Genomic DNA, 17,909 nt, shown 5'->3' with positions numbered 1-17,909 from the left:
TATTAAAGTGATGATAGAGGTGCAAGGTTCAAAAGTAACGCGATTGAGGATGAACAAATCCAAGGATATTGTGTGAAAGGGGAGCTTGCCGAAGTACAGCATTGTTGTTTCCATTGTTGTACTGGTTTTGCATTTAAGAGATGTAAGACTGTCGATTCTAAACGTTTCGGAGAGCTATCACACATGCACAAATTACCTTAATTGTACATGTTACTAGCAGCTTTCACGTTATGTGGAGGCTGCTTTTAGTTTGCTGGAGAACAGAGAGGAGAATAAAAAATGGCTAGAATTGTTATGAAATTTGGAGGGGCTGTTTTAGCCTCCACTGAACAAATTCAAGAAATGGCTAAAAAGGCTATTGCAGAAAAGGATAGAGGGCTAGATGTGGTAGTAGTAGTTGCTGGTATGGGACAATCTGCAAATGAGATGAAAAGAATGGTTCAGCATTTAACAGATGAAGTATCAAAGCGAGAGCTGGCTGTACTTATGTCAACATGCTCACAGCAATCAAGTGCCTTATTGGCTATTGCACTACAGGAAGCTGGATATAGAGCGGTGGCATTAACGGGATGGCAAGCAGGTATTCATACAGATAGTATGTATAGTCATGCACGTATTGACTATTTGGATGCTAGCCGCATTGAGGAACATTTTACACAGGGTGATATTGTAGTCGTGGCTGGAGAACAGGGCATTGACGATATGGATAATGTAACAACGCTTGGTAAGGGAGGCGCTGAAACAGCCGCTGTTGCGCTGGCTGTAGCATTGGATGCAGAACGTGTTGATATTTATACCAATGTTGATGGTGTTTATACAGCAGACCCTCGTTATGTGACAAAGGCTCAACAGCTGCAGGAAATTTCCTATGATGAAATGCTGGAGCTAGCCAATTTAGGGTCACATATTATTCATCCACGTGCTGTGGAGTTAGCCAAGAAATTTCAAATGCCGGTGATTATACGCGCTAGCAGAGGAGAATCAGTTGGTACTTTATTGAAGGAGGAAGTGGAGATGGAGAAAAACTTAGTTGTACGAGGTGTAGCCTTTGAATCCGATATTATTCGTTTAACAGTTGGGTATGATGCCTATTCTGACGCTTCATTGGCGGATATATTTACAGTGCTTGCAGAAAATCGTATCAATGTGGATATTATTGTACAAGCCATTATCGATGGGTTAAAACCGACTGTGTCCTTTTCCATTTTAAAAGAGGAGTTTGCGGAAGCATTACGTGTTTTAGAGGATAGCAAATTATCACTAGGCTTTAGCTTTGCAGATTTTGAAATTGGACTAGCTAAAGTGTCCATCATTGGTTCAGGCATGGCCTCTAATCCTGGCGTGGCTGCTCGGATGTTTGATCGCTTACGTCGTGAAAATATCCCTGTCAAAATGGTTAGCACATCTGAAATCAAAGTATCGGTTGTTGTACCACAGGATGATATGATTCAGGCAGCAAATGCATTGCATAATGAATTTAATTTAGAACAAGCGATTCACATATAATAATAGTAGAAACCGTATTTTTATGTGCTAGGCACGATCCAAAATAACTTGCAAGAAAAAAGAGGGTGTTCTCAAAAGCATTTGAGAGACCCTCTTTTCGTTACTCTGTCGGAATTGTTTGGATGATACGTTCCTTCACATCCCATTTTACTGTAAACATAATATACTGCTGTTTCTCACGCTTTTCATCATAGCATTCTGTTAGATAGCCATTTGCCAATTGGATTTGCTCAGCTATAAATCCTGCCTCTAGTCTAAAGCTACGCTGCTTAATTTGCAGTAATTCAGGATCATTTGTCAAGTGGAAAATGCGCCCGTCCTTTGATTCCTTGATTAGCTCTAATGTACCCCAACAGGCATCTGCGAAAAATGCGATTAGCTCGCCTTGCGTTTTACAGGGAAACTTACGTGCAAGATCCTTACCAGCCCAATAAAGGACCTCATCTTCATGTTTCCCAAGTACAGAAGATAAAACGTGATCGCGAATAATTTCATAGCCAAATGATGAGATTGTAGGAGATGGAGTATTTAACATGAATATCCTTCTTTCTTAGAATTTTCTTAAAACTTAATGTGATAAAGTAAAAATAGATTTTTCGAGAAAAAACAACGCATTATGTACTAGATTAATTCCTTAATAAGCGCTATGAAAAACGCCAAGCAACCTTGACGCTTGTAGCTCTTGAGAGTACAATAAACATGTCATAATATTGTACCATGATGAAATACACAGTCAATGAAGTATCATTTACAAAATGATGACTTCTTTTGTTGTGCTATTTTAAGTACTAAGGGGGGTAATAGTCTTGTCGAAAGATCGAGAGTTTTTATGGCGCCGCTTACATTCTTTACTTGGAGTCATTCCAGTAGGTTTGTTCTTGGTGTTCCACTTGTCATTGAACTTCACTGCTGTTGGCGGTGAACAGGCTTACAATGATGCAACGGGAGTTATGGAGTTAGTTCCTCATTCACTACTGTTGCTAATTGAATGGGTTGTAATTTATATTCCATTGTTATTCCATGCATTCTACGGTGTGTATATTGCATTCACAGCTACACCAAACACAGGGCGTTTTAGTACATACCGTAACTGGATGTTCTCTTTACAACGTTTCACTGGTGTATTCCTAGTGATTTTCATTGCATGGCATATCTTCCAAACGCGTATTCAAAAAGCGCTTGGTACGGATGTTAACTTTAACATGATGGAAGAAATTGTTGCTAATCCATTTATGCTTGGCTTCTATATTGTTGGTATTTTATCAGCAACGTTCCACTTAACAAACGGTTTATGGGCATTCCTAGTAAGCTGGGGTATTACACAATCTCCTCAGTCTCAAAAGATTGCTACTTACGTAACAAACATTCTTTTCGTAATTCTAAGTGTAGTTGGTGTGGCTGCTATTCTAGCATTCGTATAATTGAATAGAAGCTTAGAGTAGAAGAGCACACAATCATTGCAATTTTTTAAGAGGAGTGAGAAATAATCATGGCGAAAAGCAAAATAATTGTTGTCGGCGGTGGTCTTGCCGGTCTGATGGCAACGATTAAAGCAGCTGAAGTTGGTACTGAAGTTGATTTATTCTCATTAGTTCCTGTAAAACGCTCACACTCTGTTTGTGCGCAAGGTGGAATTAATGGTGCGGTAAATACAAAGGGTGAAGGGGATTCTCCGTGGATTCACTTTGATGATACAATTTATGGTGGGGACTTCTTAGCAAACCAACCACCAGTTAAGGGGATGTGTGATGCAGCTCCTGGCATTATTCACTTAATGGACCGTATGGGGGTTATGTTTAACCGTACACCAGAGGGTCTTCTTGACTTCCGTCGTTTCGGTGGGACATTAATGCACCGTACAGCCTTTTCAGGTGCAACGACTGGTCAACAATTGTTATATGCATTAGATGAGCAAGTTCGTTCCCACGAAGTAGCTGGTTTAGTGAATAAATATGAGCACTGGGAATTCCTTGGTGTTATTATTGACGAGGACGGCGTTTGTCGTGGTATCGTAGCGCAAGATATGCGTACAGAAGAAATTAAATCATTCCGTGCAGACGCTGTTATTATGGCGACTGGTGGTCCTGGTATTATTTTTGGTAAAACAACAAACTCTGTTATTAATACAGGTTCGGCTGCTTCTATTGTTTATCAACAAGGAGCGTCTTATTCAAATGGGGAGTTTATCCAGATTCACCCTACAGCGATTCCTGGTGACGATAAAAACCGTTTAATGTCAGAATCTGCTCGTGGTGAGGGTGGACGCGTTTGGACATATAAAGATGGTAAACCTTGGTATTTCTTAGAAGAGAAATATCCAGCTTATGGTAACTTAGTACCGCGTGATATTGCAACACGTGAAATTTTTGACGTTTGTGTTAACCAAAAACTTGGTATCAATGGCGAAAACATGGTATACCTAGATCTTTCTCATAAAGATCCGCATGAGTTAGATGTTAAACTTGGTGGTATCATCGAGATTTATGAAAAATTTGTTGGGGATGACCCACGTAAATTACCAATGAAAATTTTCCCAGCGGTTCACTACTCAATGGGTGGCTTATGGGTTGACTACAATCAAATGACTGAAATTCCTGGTCTATTTGCAGCAGGTGAGTGTGATTACTCTCAACACGGTGCGAACCGTCTTGGTGCAAACTCATTATTATCAGCTATCTATGGCGGTATGGTTGCAGGACCAAACGCTGTAGAGTATGTAAAAGGTCTTAAAAAGCATGCGGAAGATCTTCCACAAGAGCTTTATGATGCTCGTGTCAAAGAAGAACAAGGCAAATGGGATGCTATCATGAAAATGGATGGCACAGAAAACGCTTACTTACTGCATAAAGAGCTTGGTGAAATGATGACTGCTACAATGACAGTAGTACGCTACAATGATCAGCTTGAAGAAACATTGCAAAAACTTGATGAGATGTTGCAACGTTGGGAAAACATCAACATCAATGATACGCAAAAATGGAGTAACCAAGGCGCACACTTTACACGCCAGCTAAAAAATATGTTATACCTTGCGAAAGTAATGACAAAAGGTGCGTTACTACGTGATGAATCTCGCGGTGCACACTATAAACCTGATTTCCCTAACCGTGATGATGAGAAATTCTTAAAAACAACAATGGCGAAGTTTGACCCTACAACAGGTGATCCAATCATCACATACCAAGAAGTCGACGTTTCTTTAATCCCACCACGTAAACGTGACTACTCTGCGAAAGGAGACTAAAAGTTATGATCGCAGCTAATACTGGAAGAATGGTTAAAGTGGAAATCTTACGTCAAGATACTACAAGCGGTAATGGATACTGGCAAAAATTCGAAGTACCTTACCGTCATGGTATGAACGTAATTTCGATTTTAATGGAAATTCAAAAAAATCCTGTTACTGAAAATGGTGAAAAAACAACACCAGTAGCATGGGATATGAACTGTTTAGAAGAAGTTTGTGGTGCATGTTCAATGGTCATCAACGGCCGTCCACGTCAATCATGTTCAACACTTGTTGACCAATTGACTGAACCGATTAAACTTGAGCCAATGAAAACATTCCCTGTTATTCGTGACTTACAAGTTGACCGTGAACGTATGTTCAACGCCCTGAAAAAAGTGAAAGCATGGGTACCAATTGATGGTACGTATGATTTAGGTGAAGGCCCTCGTATGCCAGAAGGTAAACGTCAATGGGCTTATGAATTATCAAAATGTATGACTTGTGGTGTTTGTATGGAAGCATGTCCAAACGTGTCTGAAAAAGCTTCATTCATCGGACCAGCTCCATTATCACAAGTACGTCTTTTCAACACTCACCCAACCGGTGCGATGATTAAGGATGAACGCTTAAATGCGATTATGGGTGATGGTGGTCTTGCGAACTGTGGTAACTCTCAAAACTGTGTAGCTGCATGTCCAAAAGGTATTCCTTTAACAACATCCATCGCTTCATTAAACCGTGCAACAACAGTGCAAATGTTCCGTAACTTCTTTGGTTCAGATCACTTTGTTGACTAATAATGGACAACCTAAACTCTCTTATACTTTGTGTATAAGGGAGTTTTTTATATGGATAGTTTTCACCGAATGTTTTTATCTAGGATAATATAGTATTTTCTTTTATAATGAATCTATATTCATTTAATATTTGTCATGATATATTCATCAAATATAGTAAATCTGGCAAATAAACAAGAGGGATGGTGTTCACATGAAAGCAAATTATATTAAAAACTTTCAAGAATGGGTAAAGGATTTTTCTTTTTATACCGAAGTGCGTGTACGCTTTTCAGAGACAGATATGTTTGGGCATATGAATAACACAGTGAGCTTTATTTATTTTGAACAAGCAAGAATTGAATACCTTCGCCATTTAGGTGTTTTAATGCCGTTAGCAGCAGAGCATGAGGCGAAAAGTATTCCAATAGTCGCCGATTTACAATGTGACTATATAAATCAGGTCTTCTTTAATGATGTGCTCCGCATCTACACAAAAATCGCAAAAGTCGGCAATTCATCATTAGATATTCATTATTTAGCAAAAAATCAAAAAGATGAGGTTTGCTTCACAGGTCGTGGCACACTTGTACAAATGGACATAAGAACAGGAAAAAGTGTGCCTCTTTCTGAAGAAGAAAAAGCACAATTAGTCAGCCTGTCCACAATTTCTCACTAACTAGTAGCACTTTGGTAAGAAAATCTATTAAAATAGTAGGAATTATTTTAATGGTTATTCATCGTGAATTTTATCTTCAAATTTTGAAGAGAGAGATACAGTTTTTGAAATTTTTAAGGAAACATGTAATATTCATGCAAATAGCCGTCACCGCTCTTCGCCCCTTAACATAAGTTACAATACGTGCGGGGGAGGAGGGTGTAACTGAATGAATGGCTCTCATCATCGTTCTCTTTTAACAAACCGAGAACGTGAAATATTTGCGCTTTTATTAGCTGAAAAAACAACGAGAGATATTGCAGAGCAGCTTGGTATTAGTGAAAAAACAGTGCGTAATCACATTTCCAATACAATTCAAAAGCTAGGTGTAACAAATCGATCTCAGGCGTTGATTGAGCTGTTACGCTTAGAAGAATTTAAATTAGATTAATGGACACTTGCTATTTCGTGAAAAAAACGACAAAATAGAACTATTCAACGTATTTTTAGGAGTGAAATAGTTATATGTCGGATGAAGTAACAAAGCACTCACCTGAAACCGTTGCAACGGTTGAGAAGGAATTACGCTATATAGCGGCCATCGTGAAGCAAAAAGGACGAGAAATCGTTTCTGATTATGCGATTACACCGCCACAATTTGTTGCATTGCAGTGGTTAGAAGAGCTTGGTGATATGACAATTGGCGAATTATCGAACCGTCTCTATTTAGCTTTTAGCACAACAACAGATTTAGTGGACCGAATGGAGAAAAACGAATTAGTAAAGCGTGTGCGTGATGAAAATGATCGCCGTGTTGTTGTTGTTCATCTTCTTGCAAAAGGCGAACGCATTATCCAAGAGGTTATTGAGAAAAGACAGCACTATTTACAGGAGAAGCTGGTCGGCTTTACGGAACAAGAAGTTGCGCAATTATCGAGCTATTTAGAAAAACTACATGTACACATGAAACAGGATTGAGGCGGAAAGTATGAATGCCCCGATAGGCGTTATTGACTCAGGAGTAGGCGGTTTAACCGTAGCAAAGGAAATTATGAAACGATTGCCAAACGAAACAATCTATTACATTGGCGATACAGCAAGATGTCCATATGGTCCTAGAAGTCGTCAGGAAGTACGAAACTTCACTTGGCAAATGGCGAAAGCACTTGAAAAAAAGAATATTAAGATGCTTGTTATTGCTTGTAATACAGCGACTGCAGTAGCACTCGAAAGTTTACAAAGAAATATGCCTTTTCCAGTACTAGGTGTTATTAATGCTGGCGCACGTGCAGCTGTAAAGAAAACGAAGCGACATGAAGTCGTTGTGCTTGCAACAGAAGGAACGATCAAAAGTGGGGCGTATGAAGAAGCCTTATTATCATTAAATACGTCTACACATATTATTCCACTAGCTTGTCCCACATTTGTCCCACTTGTAGAGAGTGGAGAATATAAAGGTGACTTTGCTACTAAATTAATTGCAGAAGGCTTAAAGCCACTAAAAAAACAACATTTTGATACAGTGATTTTAGGGTGTACACATTACCCAATCTTACAAAAACAAATTGAAGCTGTCGTTGGAAAAGATGTCCATGTTTTATCTTCTGCGGAGGAAACAGCAAAGGATGTTCAAGAAATGCTAGCGTATAATGGCACTTTAGCACATGCTGAGGCAGTGCCTGCTCATAAATTTTTTGCAACGGGCTCTGTCCCAATTTTCCGTTCAATCGCTGAAAATTGGTTAGAGCAAGGTACGCTCGATATTAAACGTATTACATTAAAATAAAAAATCAGCTTAGCAATTGGGCTAGGCTGATTTTTGCCGTTTTCAGCACGCTCTACCACCTTTTCTAAGTCCAACAAATTATGATAAGATGAGTGCGCGAAAGTTTTTAGGAGGAACGATGAGATGACAAGATTTGATGGAAGAAATGCAGATGTACTGCGACCTGTAACAATAACTAGTGAATACCTATTACACCCAGAAGGCTCCGTATTAATTCAAGTAGGACATACGAAAGTAATTTGTACAGCAACACTAGAGGAGAAGGTTCCTGGCTTTTTACGTGGGCAAGGCAAAGGATGGATCACAGCCGAATATTCAATGCTGCCACGTGCAACCGCTCAGCGTACACCGCGGGAATCCTCTCGTGGGAAAGTCAATGGGCGTACGATGGAAATTCAACGTTTAATTGGTCGTGCCTTACGTGCTGTCGTCGATTTAGAAGCTCTTGGTGAGCGTACAGTATGGATTGACTGTGATGTGATTCAAGCAGATGGTGGTACTCGTACAGCCTCTATTACAGGAGCATTTGTAGCCATGACACAGGCGATTGCGAAAGTGGCAGAAGAAAAGAAGCCATTCAGAAAATTTCCAGTTACAGACTTTTTAGCAGCTACAAGTGTTGGCATTGTCGAAGAGCAGGGAGCTATTTTAGATCTGAACTATGTAGAAGATGTTGACGCTGCTGTGGATATGAATATTGTTATGACAGGTAGAGGACAATTTGTAGAATTACAAGGCACAGGCGAAGAAGCAACATTTTCTCGTGAAGAATTAAATGAACTGCTAGCATTAGGTGAAACAGGTATTCAGCAATTAATCGAATATCAAAAAGCAGCACTTGGTGAGCTAGCAACTATGGTGGGAGGCAATTAGTAAAATGAAGCAAGTAGTAATCGCAACAAAAAATAAAGGAAAAGCACAAGATTTCGAAGCGTTATTTGACCCACTTGGTTATAAAGTAGTCACAATGTTTGAAGCCGCACCAGATATGGAAATAGAAGAAACAGGTACAACCTTTGAAGAAAATGCTATTTTAAAGGCAGAAGCCTTAGCAAAGGAGCTTGGCACAATTGTCATTGCTGATGATAGCGGCTTAGCAGTGGATGCCTTAAATGGGGAGCCAGGCGTGTACTCTGCACGCTATGCTGGTGATCATGACGATGAAGCAAATATGAAGAAGTTGTTAGAGAACTTACAGGGCATTGAAAATACTAACCGGACAGCACGTTTTTGCTGCTGTATTGCGATGGCAGGCCCAAACTTGAACACAACAACAGTTTTTGGCACATGTGAAGGCGTAATTGCGCATGAAAAGCGTGGGACAAATGGCTTTGGCTATGACCCTATCTTTTTTGTACCAAGCTTAAACCGTATGATGGCTGAGCTGACACCAGCAGAAAAAGGAGCTATTTCGCATCGTGGCAATGCCATTCGCAAGCTCAAGGAGCAATTGCCGAATCTTATCAAGTAAGAGGTGATATGTATGAAAATACTGGTTATGAGTGATACACATGGTGATAGCCATGTGATTGATAAAGTGAGAAGCTTTTATCCGGAGATCGATATGCTAATACACTGTGGAGATAGTGAACTCCCTTTCTCACATCTAGCATTAGCAGGTATGAAAAAAGTGCGAGGAAACTGTGACCATGACCAAGCCTTTCCAGAAGAAGAAATTTTCACGGTTGACAACGTAACTATTTTTGCTGCACATGGTCATTTATTAAATGTCAAAAGCTCAATGTTGTCATTATCTTATCGCGCAAAAGAAGTAGGCGCACAGCTCGTATGCTACGGCCACTCTCATATTCTGGATGCAGAAGTAATTGATAATATTTTATTTTTAAATCCTGGTAGCCTATTAAAACCACGTGGTCGCAAGGAAAAAAGCTTTGCGGTTGTAGAAATTGATGACACCTCTTTTAAAATAGATTTTTGGACAGATCAACATGAATGTATAGGGACCCAAACATTTCCACGATATCAATAGCATAAAAAATACACCTGAATGGTTAGAGGATAATTCTCTCCATTCAGGTGTTTTTTATGCTATTAAATAGAAGCGTCGAGTAGATAAGAAAAATATACTTCTTTTAGAAGGTAGCTATTATTTTGGATAAATAGTAAAAAATATATACCAAATGACATCGTACGTCTAGGTGATTTGTTAATGTAATGAGTGAGTTAGTTGTGCTAGGAAGGGGGTGTCATTTTGGAGAAATGGGAGCAGATACACCGTGTTCTACAGTTATATGACCAGCTGCGTAATGGAGAAACGATCAATAAATCAGAGGCAGCTACGAGGCTTGCAGTTAGTATGCGTACAATACAACGGGATATTAGTAATATTCAAGAGCATTTAGCTAACTCATTTTCTGGGCAAACCGTAGAATATGATGCAATTAAAAAGGGCTACGTATTAACAGAAAGTACCATAAAAGGAATGCCTGCTAAAGTAGTATTGATTATTGCCAAAATCCTCTTAGAGAGCCGTGCTTTAAATGCAAAAGAGATGAAATGGGTGATTGATTCACTACTGACATATAGCAAAAGGGGTGATGAAAAATCTATTTATACTGCCATTGTAGGAAATGAATTGCTGCATTATCGCCCTTTACAGCATAACCAGCCCTTAATAGAGCTTGTGTGGAATATTGCTGAAAGTATTCAGAAAAAGAGATTCATTGACATTATTTATGAGCGAATGGATCATCAGCAGAAACAACATATTGCGAAGCCAGTTGCTATTTTGTTTTCAGAATACTATTTCTACCTTATTGCATTTATAAAAGATAGCGAGCATCCTTCACCAATTATTTTTCGATTAGATCGTATACGGTCATTTAAGCAATTGGATGAGAAATTTTCATTTGCTGAAAAGGATCGTCTTGAGGAAGGTATCCTGCGTCAGCGTATTCAGTTTATGTATACGGGCACTTTAGTACGGCTGCAATTTAAGTTTCGGGGTGTTACCGTTACACCTGTTCTTGATCGCTTCCCAAATGGAAAAATCATTAAGACAATAGATGACGGCTGGCTTGTAGAAGTAGAAGTATATGGTACAGCAGGCTGTATGATGTGGTTGCTAAGTCAGGGCGATAAAGTGGAGGTGATTTATCCAGTGGATTTACGAGAGCATATGAAACAGCTGATTGAAAACATGCTATACCGTTATAAAGAAGCTTAAGAATACATAATTGAGCTAGGGATAGGATGTAAAAAATAGTATTTTTAAAATAATTATGGATAAAAATTTAGCTCTAAGTAGGAGGTTAAATAATGAAAATTTGGGTGGCTGTATTAGCAATTATCGGTGGTTTAGCAGGATTAGCAAGTGGCTTTGTTGTAACGGCTTTTGGGACAGGCTTTGGTGAAAATGATATGGCAAATGACGGGGCAACAGTATTTTGGCTATCTGCTCTTGCGATTTTTATGGGCTTTCTTTCTTGGAAGTTTCATAAAATTGGCGGAATAGCTTTAATGTTAATTGCTATCTATGGTTTTTTTGCAAATGGCTTATTTTTCATAGTAGCTTTTATCTTTTTATTATTAGCAGGTATATTGGCATTTCGAATTAAACAAACACCTAAACCAGATATGACAAGCGTATGAATGAAACGGAGGATGACGAATGAAAAGAGTAGTATTTGCTAGCACGATTCTATCGCTGGGGTTAATGTTAAGCGGTTGTGGAGAAGAGAAGATTGCTAGTTCACAATCCGATAAAGAAACGAGCGATAAAGCAGAAAAGGAGCAAACAACGGCTTTAGCTGAAATCCAAAAACATATAAGCACAGCATGGAAACCATATGATACAACTTATGTTCATTCAGCAGCAATTTATGAAAACAAAGGAAATGTTCCTGTTGAAATGAAGGAAACACAAATGAATTATAAAGGGACAGATGGCTCGATCCTAGGAACAGAAACGATGATTTACTCTGTGCCAGCCGTTATTTTGCCTGGCGAAACCGCGATTATCGTAGAAACAGGATACCTAGATGGCGTGAATCCAGAGGCATTTGCTGAAACAACTTATAATTTTAGCTTTAAGGAAACAAAAGAAGATCCAACACTAATGGAGATAAGTGGTGTAAAGGGGATTGCTGGAGAATACGGCTATAAAGTAACAGGAGTTCTTAAAAATATAACAGAGGATCAGCAAGATGATATTCGCATTGCAGCAGCTTTATTGGATGCTGAAGGAAATCTATTAGGAGCTTTAAAGGGCTCTGTCGATATAGGACTTGCCCCTAATGGAGAAACAGGCTTCGAATTAAGCTATCCCGACTTACCACCAAATATACAGGATAAAATTGCTACAATTGAAGTAAAATCCTATGGATGGAATTGGTGATTCCAAAATAGCTATATGACCAAATAAAATCTAAAAAATTTGGCTAAACATAAACGAGAACTGGAACAAAAACACCGAACTATTCTATTGAAGCTTTCACAGGCACTGAATACTATTTTTGAGACAGTATGAAAACACCTTATTATACAGCCAGTTGACGGTATTGAACCGGCGACTGGTTGTTTAATTTCGTTTTAATCCGAATATTGTTATAATAGTAAATGTATTCTTCGACAATATTTATGACACACGCATTTGTTGTGCGATAAATATCATCGAGGTAGAACGTTTCAGACTTTAGCGAGGAGTGAAACGTTTCAATTGGGGAATTATCAGCGGGCGTGCCTTTACGAGACATGCTCATGGTCATTCCTTTTTCTTTGACTGCCTTCTGATATGCATAAGATGTGTAAACAGAACCCTGGTCGCTATGCAGGATACAGCCTTCTGGTAGATCGGGTAATTGATTTAGCGTATCTAAGACAAAGTCGGTATCTTGTGTAAAACCAATTGTAAACGCAATAACCTCGCCATTAAATAGGTCTAAGATACTTGAAAGGTACATCATAGATTGTCCAAAAGGCAAGTAAGTAATATCTGTTACGAGCCTTTCTAGCGGTTTTAATGCCGTAAAATCACGTGCTAATAAGTTAGGAACAATGTGAGCTGGTTGTCCCGTACGTTTACGTTTCTTTACCTTTACACGACATTGCCAGCCGTATTTTTGCATCACACGTTGCACCGTTTTCTCACTAATGTCAGTAAGTAATTCTGTGATTTTTCGATAGCCGTATCTGAATTTGTGTAACTTGCACAAGTCGCCAATTTGTTGGTCTCGAAGATCCTTTTGAGTGAATTTATTTTCATTGACCTTCCAGCGATAATACGACGAACGAGCTACACCTAAATGACGGCAGATTTCACCAATCGGCATCCTTTCTTTTAACTCCTCTACTAGCTCTACTACAACTTTTGGGACCACTTCCTCTCCAACTCTGCGTACTTTTTTAACACTTCAATTTGTTGCTTTAAATAACGATTCTCTGCTTGTAACTTAGCGGTTTCACTTTCATATTCAGGCCCTTTGCCAAATGTATATTGTTTTCCTACTGGCTGTTCAAGACGATGTAATTCGCCGTTCTTGTACCATTTCATCCATGTTTTTAACTGAGAATGGTTACGAATATTTAGCTCCTCTAGTACTTGTTTTACAGGAATGCCTGCTAATCTCATTTCAATTGCTTTCATTTTCACTTCCACTGGGTAACTCACTCTTGTCCCCATAGAAAAACACCTCCACATTGATTTGATAAGGTACAATACCCGTTTTTCAACGAAAGGTGTTTTTATTTGTCTCATTTTTTTAGGTCAGTGCCCACATGAAGTGCTTTGGAATCGTTCGGTTTTTTTATTGTTCTTGCGTCTGCAACAAGAACTGCAGGATAAGGTAAATATTTGTGGAACAAAAAAAGCTTTGTAGTTGTCACGAATGAGCTCGAAAAAATAAGCCAAAGCACAGCATGGATGAAAGAACTCATTCATTTTGTCCTAGCTTGCTATTATTTTTTCATAAAATCTACTGCTATTAGAAATGATATGATATATTTTCATTATTAGTAAATTAAATAAGTGGGATGACATATTATGTCTAGGTACTTTGCTACAATACATAACAAATCCACTTATAAATGTGAAGGGGATGTTTTTATGGAAAAGGAGGAGCAAGTCTATCGCATACTACAATTGTATGATCGCTTTCGTAAAGGTGAAACGATTAATAAGCTAGAAACAGCTAAAAGTTTAGATGTCAATGAACGTACCGTGCAGCGGGATATTCAAAGTATACGAATGCATTTAGAAAAGTCAACTGTAGCCCAATCGATTCATTATAGTCGGGCGGAGAATGGCTATCGCTTGGTCGGTGATAGAGAGGGGCTCTCACCAAAAGAGTTGCTAACCGTAACAAAGATATTACTGGAAAGTCGTGCACTGAATGCAGAGGAAATGAAAAATTTGATTGCATCACTGCTAGCACAAGGCACAAAGGATGATAAAAAATTTATCCAAGCTATTGTAGGCAATGAGCTGCTCCATTATCGACCATTGCAACACAATCAGCCGCTACTCGATATGCTCTGGGCTATTGCGGCAAGCATTCGCAGTAAGACCGTAATAGAGATTGAATATCAGCGAATGGATTATCAAAAAAAACATCATATTGTAAAGCCAGTTGCTGTTTTATTTTCAGAATATTATTTTTATTTAATCGCCTTTATTCATGAGAGTGAGTACCAATCGCCCATTATTTTCCGCATGGATCGCATCTGTCAATTCAAATCATTAAACAGGAAGTTTTCCTTTGCAGAAAAAGACCGCTTTGAAGAAGGCATGCTACGCCAGCGCATTCAGTTTATGTATGCGGGACAGCTTGATCGTCTACAATTTATTTTCCGAGGCGTAACGATAGACCCCGTGTTGGATCGCTTTCCAAATGGGCGCATTATCAAAACATTAGAGGACGGTTGGCTCATTGAAGCGGAAATATACGGCACAACAGGCTGTATGATGTGGCTGCTTAGTCAAGGTAAAAAGGTGGAGGTCGTGAAACCACAAGACTTACGTACACAAATGAAAGAGATGATTGATGCAATGGCAGACTTGTATCGGGAGGAGTAAGGGGTGATACATATGATAGTACACACCATTACAGCAACCGCTAAAATCAGTGTCATGTGTCAACATTCATCCCAACTTGATAGACAGGTAACGAGTGAATTCCTTTCAATAACCGCCCATTTTTGAATGAAAATCAAAAGAAATTCAAGCATAGTGAGGTGGCGAAAGAGGTATTTATAAAAGCTATAATGTTAATAAATGCAATCATACTAAACAAATTTTTACTAAAAATAACAATAGGAGTTGGTCATTATGCCATTACCATTAATTCCACTAATCGTAGCAGGAGCAGCTGCGGCTTCTACAGCAGTTGCAGGAAAAAAAGGATATGACTCATATAAAAATATGAAGGAAACAAAGGAATTAGCTGAACAACTGGAGAGAAAATACAAAAAAGCGCACACGGCTTTTGAAAAATCAAAAGATAATACTAATGCGACTTTCGAAGAATACGGTAAGCTGAAACTAAAGATTTTAGATGGAGTAATGAAAGAATTTATTCATGAATTTAAGAAAATTAAAAATATTAATTTCACAGATCAAACTGTGATAGACAGTCTTGTGACAACGCAAGAGGTGGAGCAGTTTGTGTTAAATGTTGAAAAACAAGTAGTGAAGGCGGGACAAGTCATGGCAGCAGGTTTGGCTTCTTTAGCGGGAGGAGGCTTAGCTGCAATGGGGGCAGTAGGTGCGACAACAACATTTGCAGCGGCTTCTACGGGTACTGCTATTGCAACGCTAAGTGGTATTGCTGCGCAAAATGCAACATTAGCATTTTTAGGAGGAGGCTCATTGGCTGCAGGTGGTTTAGGTGTTGCAGGAGGTACGATGGTTTTAGGCGGGATTGCCTTAGCGCCAGCACTAGCAATTGGTAGCTTTATTTTTGCAGCCTCTACCGAGAAAAAGCTAGAGGACATGTATGCTAAAAAAGCAGAGGTGAATACAGAGGTTGAAAAGTTACATGCAGCATCAGAAGTAATGGATAGCATCCGTATAGCAACAGAAAGTATGCAAGAACTAGCTGAGAGTACGGAGCGATTATTTGAAGTGAATATTGACAAGATGGCAGCAATTATTAGTCGACAAGGGGTAGACTTTAGAAGCTATTCTAACGAAGAGCAAAAAACAATTCATAATAATTATAAATTAGCAGTGATTATGCGTGATATTTTGAATACAACAATTTTAAATGAAGACGGAAATTTAGCACCAAATCTCCAAGATGTTATGACTGCTGAACGTCAAAAGCTATCAGCATTTTAAGGAGGAGTTGTTGTGGTAGCGCTACGTCAAACAGAGACTGACCATATTACAGCACAAGTGGTTAGTGAAACCATTGAAAAGCAAGGAAGTGCACTAATTGAAACAGTGGCTGGAACCAAGCGTTTAGTTGCCGTTGCTAAGCAATATATTAATTGTGCTAGTGATCAGACACAGGGGCGTATGTTTGAAATTATTGAAACGACCAAATTTAATGTGAATGCTGCTAAAGCAGGTAGTCTATTAAGAGTTGTGACAACGGATGAACTAGGACAACCGCATGCCGCAGCCGATCTATTAATTCGCAATCCAAACGGTGAGGTTTTAAAGGAAATTCAAGCAAAATCCTATCGTACAGCCCCTACTGCAGCAAGAGCTATAGCCAATCCAAAATATAATGGGATGGACCGTTTAGTAAATGTCGAGAAAGCAGAACGAGTTAGTGAGTTGGTAGAGAAACGCATGAATTCACAAGGCATTTATGCTCAAGACTATAAAGATGCATATGGCGATATTACAGGTGAAACTTATTATGAGAGTATAAGTAGTGGCGGTACTACTTATCAAGAGGCCATGGATGCAGCCGAAAACGCAGAAACATTTGCAGCTAAAATGAATCGTACTGAATTGATCACAGGGATTCAAAGTGCAATGCTTAGTGGAGCGTTAGCAGGTGCTTTTATAGGGGGGACAGTTTCAGCAACCCAAGGTTATTTTAAAGATAATTTTTGTGTAAAGGAAACAGGCAAGGCAGCAGCTAACAGTGCGGCTCGTGGCTCAGTAGTGGCAGGTATTTCTTATGGCATTAAATATTTAGGTAAAAATAATCCAATTGTTAATGGCAATGTAGCAGGTGCATTAGCAAGCTCCGCAGTAAATATGACAGAACTAACATATAAATTTTTAACGAATAAAATAACGGTGGATGAGTATGTCACAGGGCTTGGTTCTAATGCTGTAAGCTGTTTTTCAGGTGTTATTTTAACTGCAGCAGGTGCAGCGTTATTTGGTCCAATCGGTGCTGCTGTAGCTGGTACAGTGGGATTAATCGCCATGAAGCAATTATATAAAGTATTTGAAGCGGTAAGAGGAGATGTAGAGTTAGCGCGAGAGGCTAGATTACAGGCAGAAGCATTATCTGAGCTATTAATTGCAGAAATTAAGGCCGAAGAAGCTAGACTAATTGCGTACTATAAGGAATACAGCCAAACATTGCAAGATTTAAAAACATTAGTTGATTTAGCTGTTGCAGATAGTTCATTTACTGAAAAAGCAATCGTTGCATTAGCAGATGGTCTCGCTATTGAATTCCAATATAACACATTAGAGGAATTTCAAGACTTTATGTTAAGTGATGATAGATTAGAGCTATGATCAAGCAATTTCCTTGTACAAAATGTGGTGCTTGCTGTAGCTCGATCGAAGGTATTGATTTTTTAGAGCCCTATAATCAAGACGGCGTCTGTGTAAATTTGATTGAAGGGGAATGTAGTATTTACACAGACCGTCCTTTACTCTGTCGGATTGATGAATCCTATGAAGCGATCTTTTCAGCTTACATGTCCAAGGAGGAGTTTTACGCGCTCAATGCCAAAGCATGTAATGAGTTGCAGGAGAGGTTGGGAGTTGATGAAAGCTATAGGGTTTTACTATAAAGAAAC

At 39.0% G+C, this 17,909-nt stretch carries 20 protein-coding genes and 1 riboswitch; of the genes, 18 read left to right on the top strand and 2 right to left on the bottom strand.

The genetic code is table 11. The features are described from left to right. The first annotated feature begins 6 nt into the window (after positions 1-6). Positions 7-185, top strand: a riboswitch (Lysine riboswitch). A 94-nt stretch (positions 186-279) separates the two neighbouring features. After that, positions 280-1,506, top strand: a complete 1,227-nt coding sequence (locus ADM90_RS18555) for an aspartate kinase (RefSeq protein WP_053996394.1) — start codon at positions 280-282, stop codon at positions 1,504-1,506. A 100-nt stretch (positions 1,507-1,606) separates the two neighbouring features. Here ADM90_RS18555 and ADM90_RS18550 read toward each other — a convergent pair whose 3' ends face one another. Next, complete coding sequence (locus ADM90_RS18550) at positions 1,607-2,041, bottom strand: YslB family protein (RefSeq protein ID WP_053996393.1); 435 nt, start codon at positions 2,039-2,041, stop codon at positions 1,607-1,609. Between the two features lie 271 nt (positions 2,042-2,312). On the opposite strand from ADM90_RS18550, the gene ADM90_RS18545 reads away from it, so the two are divergent. From ADM90_RS18545 to ADM90_RS18485, 13 genes are all read left to right on the top strand, one after another. Next, positions 2,313-2,927, top strand: a complete 615-nt coding sequence (locus tag ADM90_RS18545; RefSeq protein WP_053996392.1) for a succinate dehydrogenase cytochrome b558 subunit — start codon at positions 2,313-2,315, stop codon at positions 2,925-2,927. A 68-nt stretch (positions 2,928-2,995) separates the two neighbouring features. Continuing rightward, positions 2,996-4,750: a succinate dehydrogenase flavoprotein subunit gene (gene sdhA / locus ADM90_RS18540; RefSeq protein ID WP_053996391.1), complete on the top strand. Its 1,755-nt coding sequence runs from the start codon at positions 2,996-2,998 to the stop codon at positions 4,748-4,750. A 5-nt stretch (positions 4,751-4,755) separates the two neighbouring features. Then, positions 4,756-5,532, top strand: coding sequence for a succinate dehydrogenase iron-sulfur subunit (gene sdhB, locus ADM90_RS18535; protein WP_053996390.1), 777 nt, complete (start codon positions 4,756-4,758; stop codon positions 5,530-5,532). 193 nt (positions 5,533-5,725) lie between these two features. Next, positions 5,726-6,190: an acyl-CoA thioesterase gene (locus tag ADM90_RS18530; protein ID WP_053996389.1), complete on the top strand. Its 465-nt coding sequence runs from the start codon at positions 5,726-5,728 to the stop codon at positions 6,188-6,190. A 208-nt stretch (positions 6,191-6,398) separates the two neighbouring features. Then, positions 6,399-6,620: a helix-turn-helix domain-containing protein gene (locus ADM90_RS18525; RefSeq protein ID WP_004226437.1), complete on the top strand. Its 222-nt coding sequence runs from the start codon at positions 6,399-6,401 to the stop codon at positions 6,618-6,620. A gap of 74 nt (positions 6,621-6,694) precedes the next feature. Next, positions 6,695-7,147, top strand: coding sequence for a MarR family winged helix-turn-helix transcriptional regulator (locus tag ADM90_RS18520; protein ID WP_053996388.1), 453 nt, complete (start codon positions 6,695-6,697; stop codon positions 7,145-7,147). A gap of 10 nt (positions 7,148-7,157) precedes the next feature. Further along, complete coding sequence (gene racE, locus ADM90_RS18515) at positions 7,158-7,955, top strand: glutamate racemase (protein WP_053996387.1); 798 nt, start codon at positions 7,158-7,160, stop codon at positions 7,953-7,955. A 123-nt stretch (positions 7,956-8,078) separates the two neighbouring features. Beyond that, positions 8,079-8,828 (top strand): ribonuclease PH, encoded by a 750-nt coding sequence (rph, locus tag ADM90_RS18510; RefSeq protein WP_053996386.1) that lies wholly within the window; start codon positions 8,079-8,081, stop codon positions 8,826-8,828. 4 nt (positions 8,829-8,832) lie between these two features. Next, complete coding sequence (locus tag ADM90_RS18505) at positions 8,833-9,426, top strand: XTP/dITP diphosphatase (RefSeq protein WP_053996385.1); 594 nt, start codon at positions 8,833-8,835, stop codon at positions 9,424-9,426. A gap of 12 nt (positions 9,427-9,438) precedes the next feature. Then, positions 9,439-9,945: a metallophosphoesterase gene (locus ADM90_RS18500; RefSeq protein WP_053996384.1), complete on the top strand. Its 507-nt coding sequence runs from the start codon at positions 9,439-9,441 to the stop codon at positions 9,943-9,945. Positions 9,946-10,167: 222 nt separating this feature from the next. Then, positions 10,168-11,142 carry a helix-turn-helix transcriptional regulator gene (locus ADM90_RS18495; RefSeq protein ID WP_083448610.1) on the top strand — a complete coding sequence of 325 codons (975 nt, stop codon included), beginning with the start codon at positions 10,168-10,170 and terminating at the stop codon, positions 11,140-11,142. Between the two features lie 92 nt (positions 11,143-11,234). Beyond that, positions 11,235-11,567: a hypothetical protein gene (locus tag ADM90_RS18490; protein WP_053996382.1), complete on the top strand. Its 333-nt coding sequence runs from the start codon at positions 11,235-11,237 to the stop codon at positions 11,565-11,567. A 19-nt stretch (positions 11,568-11,586) separates the two neighbouring features. Continuing rightward, entirely contained in the window at positions 11,587-12,312 is a 726-nt protein-coding gene (locus tag ADM90_RS18485) for an FxLYD domain-containing protein (protein ID WP_053996381.1), read from the top strand. A gap of 142 nt (positions 12,313-12,454) precedes the next feature. On the opposite strand, the gene ADM90_RS18480 is transcribed toward ADM90_RS18485, so the two are convergent. Beyond that, positions 12,455-13,596, bottom strand: a protein-coding gene (locus ADM90_RS18480) for an IS3 family transposase (RefSeq protein ID WP_152927953.1) whose coding sequence is annotated in 2 segments (ribosomal slippage) — positions 12,455-13,323 and positions 13,323-13,596 — 1,143 coding nt in all. Because the reading frame shifts where the segments join, the coding sequence is not laid out codon by codon here. Between the two features lie 423 nt (positions 13,597-14,019). Here ADM90_RS18480 and ADM90_RS18470 point away from each other — a divergent pair. The 4 genes from ADM90_RS18470 to ADM90_RS18455 all read left to right on the top strand — a co-directional run bounded on the left by ADM90_RS18470 (position 14,020) and on the right by ADM90_RS18455 (position 17,903). Further along, positions 14,020-14,988 (top strand): helix-turn-helix transcriptional regulator, encoded by a 969-nt coding sequence (locus tag ADM90_RS18470; RefSeq protein ID WP_053996380.1) that lies wholly within the window; start codon positions 14,020-14,022, stop codon positions 14,986-14,988. A gap of 252 nt (positions 14,989-15,240) precedes the next feature. After that, positions 15,241-16,251: a hypothetical protein gene (locus ADM90_RS18465; protein WP_053996379.1), complete on the top strand. Its 1,011-nt coding sequence runs from the start codon at positions 15,241-15,243 to the stop codon at positions 16,249-16,251. A 12-nt stretch (positions 16,252-16,263) separates the two neighbouring features. Next, on the top strand, positions 16,264-17,622 hold the full coding sequence (locus tag ADM90_RS18460; protein ID WP_053996378.1) for a hypothetical protein: 1,359 nt from the start codon (positions 16,264-16,266) through the stop codon (positions 17,620-17,622). Then, on the top strand, positions 17,619-17,903 hold the full coding sequence (locus ADM90_RS18455; RefSeq protein ID WP_053996377.1) for a YkgJ family cysteine cluster protein: 285 nt from the start codon (positions 17,619-17,621) through the stop codon (positions 17,901-17,903). The genes ADM90_RS18460 and ADM90_RS18455 overlap by 4 nt, the downstream gene beginning before the upstream one ends. The last annotated feature ends 6 nt before the right edge of the window (positions 17,904-17,909 follow it).

Source organism: Lysinibacillus macroides, assembly GCF_001281525.1.
GTDB classification, from domain to species: Bacteria; Bacillota; Bacilli; order Bacillales_A; family Planococcaceae; genus Lysinibacillus; species Lysinibacillus macroides.
The sequence above is the reverse complement of the archived record's forward strand: the minus strand, read 5'-3'. Positions and strand labels throughout refer to the sequence as shown.

What these genes read in the sequence shown, in the direction of transcription:
- ADM90_RS18555 (WP_053996394.1), top strand. Translation starts at nt 280, where the DNA reads ATGGCTAGAATTGTTATGAAATTTGGAGGGGCTGTTTTAGCCTCCACT.
- ADM90_RS18550 (WP_053996393.1), bottom strand. Translation starts at nt 2,041, where the DNA reads ATGTTAAATACTCCATCTCCTACAATCTCATCATTTGGCTATGAAATT.
- sdhA (WP_053996391.1), top strand. Translation starts at nt 2,996, where the DNA reads ATGGCGAAAAGCAAAATAATTGTTGTCGGCGGTGGTCTTGCCGGTCTG.
- sdhB (WP_053996390.1), top strand. Translation starts at nt 4,756, where the DNA reads ATGATCGCAGCTAATACTGGAAGAATGGTTAAAGTGGAAATCTTACGT.
- ADM90_RS18530 (WP_053996389.1), top strand. Translation starts at nt 5,726, where the DNA reads ATGAAAGCAAATTATATTAAAAACTTTCAAGAATGGGTAAAGGATTTT.
- ADM90_RS18525 (WP_004226437.1), top strand. Translation starts at nt 6,399, where the DNA reads ATGAATGGCTCTCATCATCGTTCTCTTTTAACAAACCGAGAACGTGAA.
- ADM90_RS18520 (WP_053996388.1), top strand. Translation starts at nt 6,695, where the DNA reads ATGTCGGATGAAGTAACAAAGCACTCACCTGAAACCGTTGCAACGGTT.
- racE (WP_053996387.1), top strand. Translation starts at nt 7,158, where the DNA reads ATGAATGCCCCGATAGGCGTTATTGACTCAGGAGTAGGCGGTTTAACC.
- rph (WP_053996386.1), top strand. Translation starts at nt 8,079, where the DNA reads ATGACAAGATTTGATGGAAGAAATGCAGATGTACTGCGACCTGTAACA.
- ADM90_RS18505 (WP_053996385.1), top strand. Translation starts at nt 8,833, where the DNA reads ATGAAGCAAGTAGTAATCGCAACAAAAAATAAAGGAAAAGCACAAGAT.
- ADM90_RS18500 (WP_053996384.1), top strand. Translation starts at nt 9,439, where the DNA reads ATGAAAATACTGGTTATGAGTGATACACATGGTGATAGCCATGTGATT.
- ADM90_RS18490 (WP_053996382.1), top strand. Translation starts at nt 11,235, where the DNA reads ATGAAAATTTGGGTGGCTGTATTAGCAATTATCGGTGGTTTAGCAGGA.
- ADM90_RS18485 (WP_053996381.1), top strand. Translation starts at nt 11,587, where the DNA reads ATGAAAAGAGTAGTATTTGCTAGCACGATTCTATCGCTGGGGTTAATG.
- ADM90_RS18470 (WP_053996380.1), top strand. Translation starts at nt 14,020, where the DNA reads ATGGAAAAGGAGGAGCAAGTCTATCGCATACTACAATTGTATGATCGC.
- ADM90_RS18465 (WP_053996379.1), top strand. Translation starts at nt 15,241, where the DNA reads ATGCCATTACCATTAATTCCACTAATCGTAGCAGGAGCAGCTGCGGCT.
- ADM90_RS18455 (WP_053996377.1), top strand. Translation starts at nt 17,619, where the DNA reads ATGATCAAGCAATTTCCTTGTACAAAATGTGGTGCTTGCTGTAGCTCG.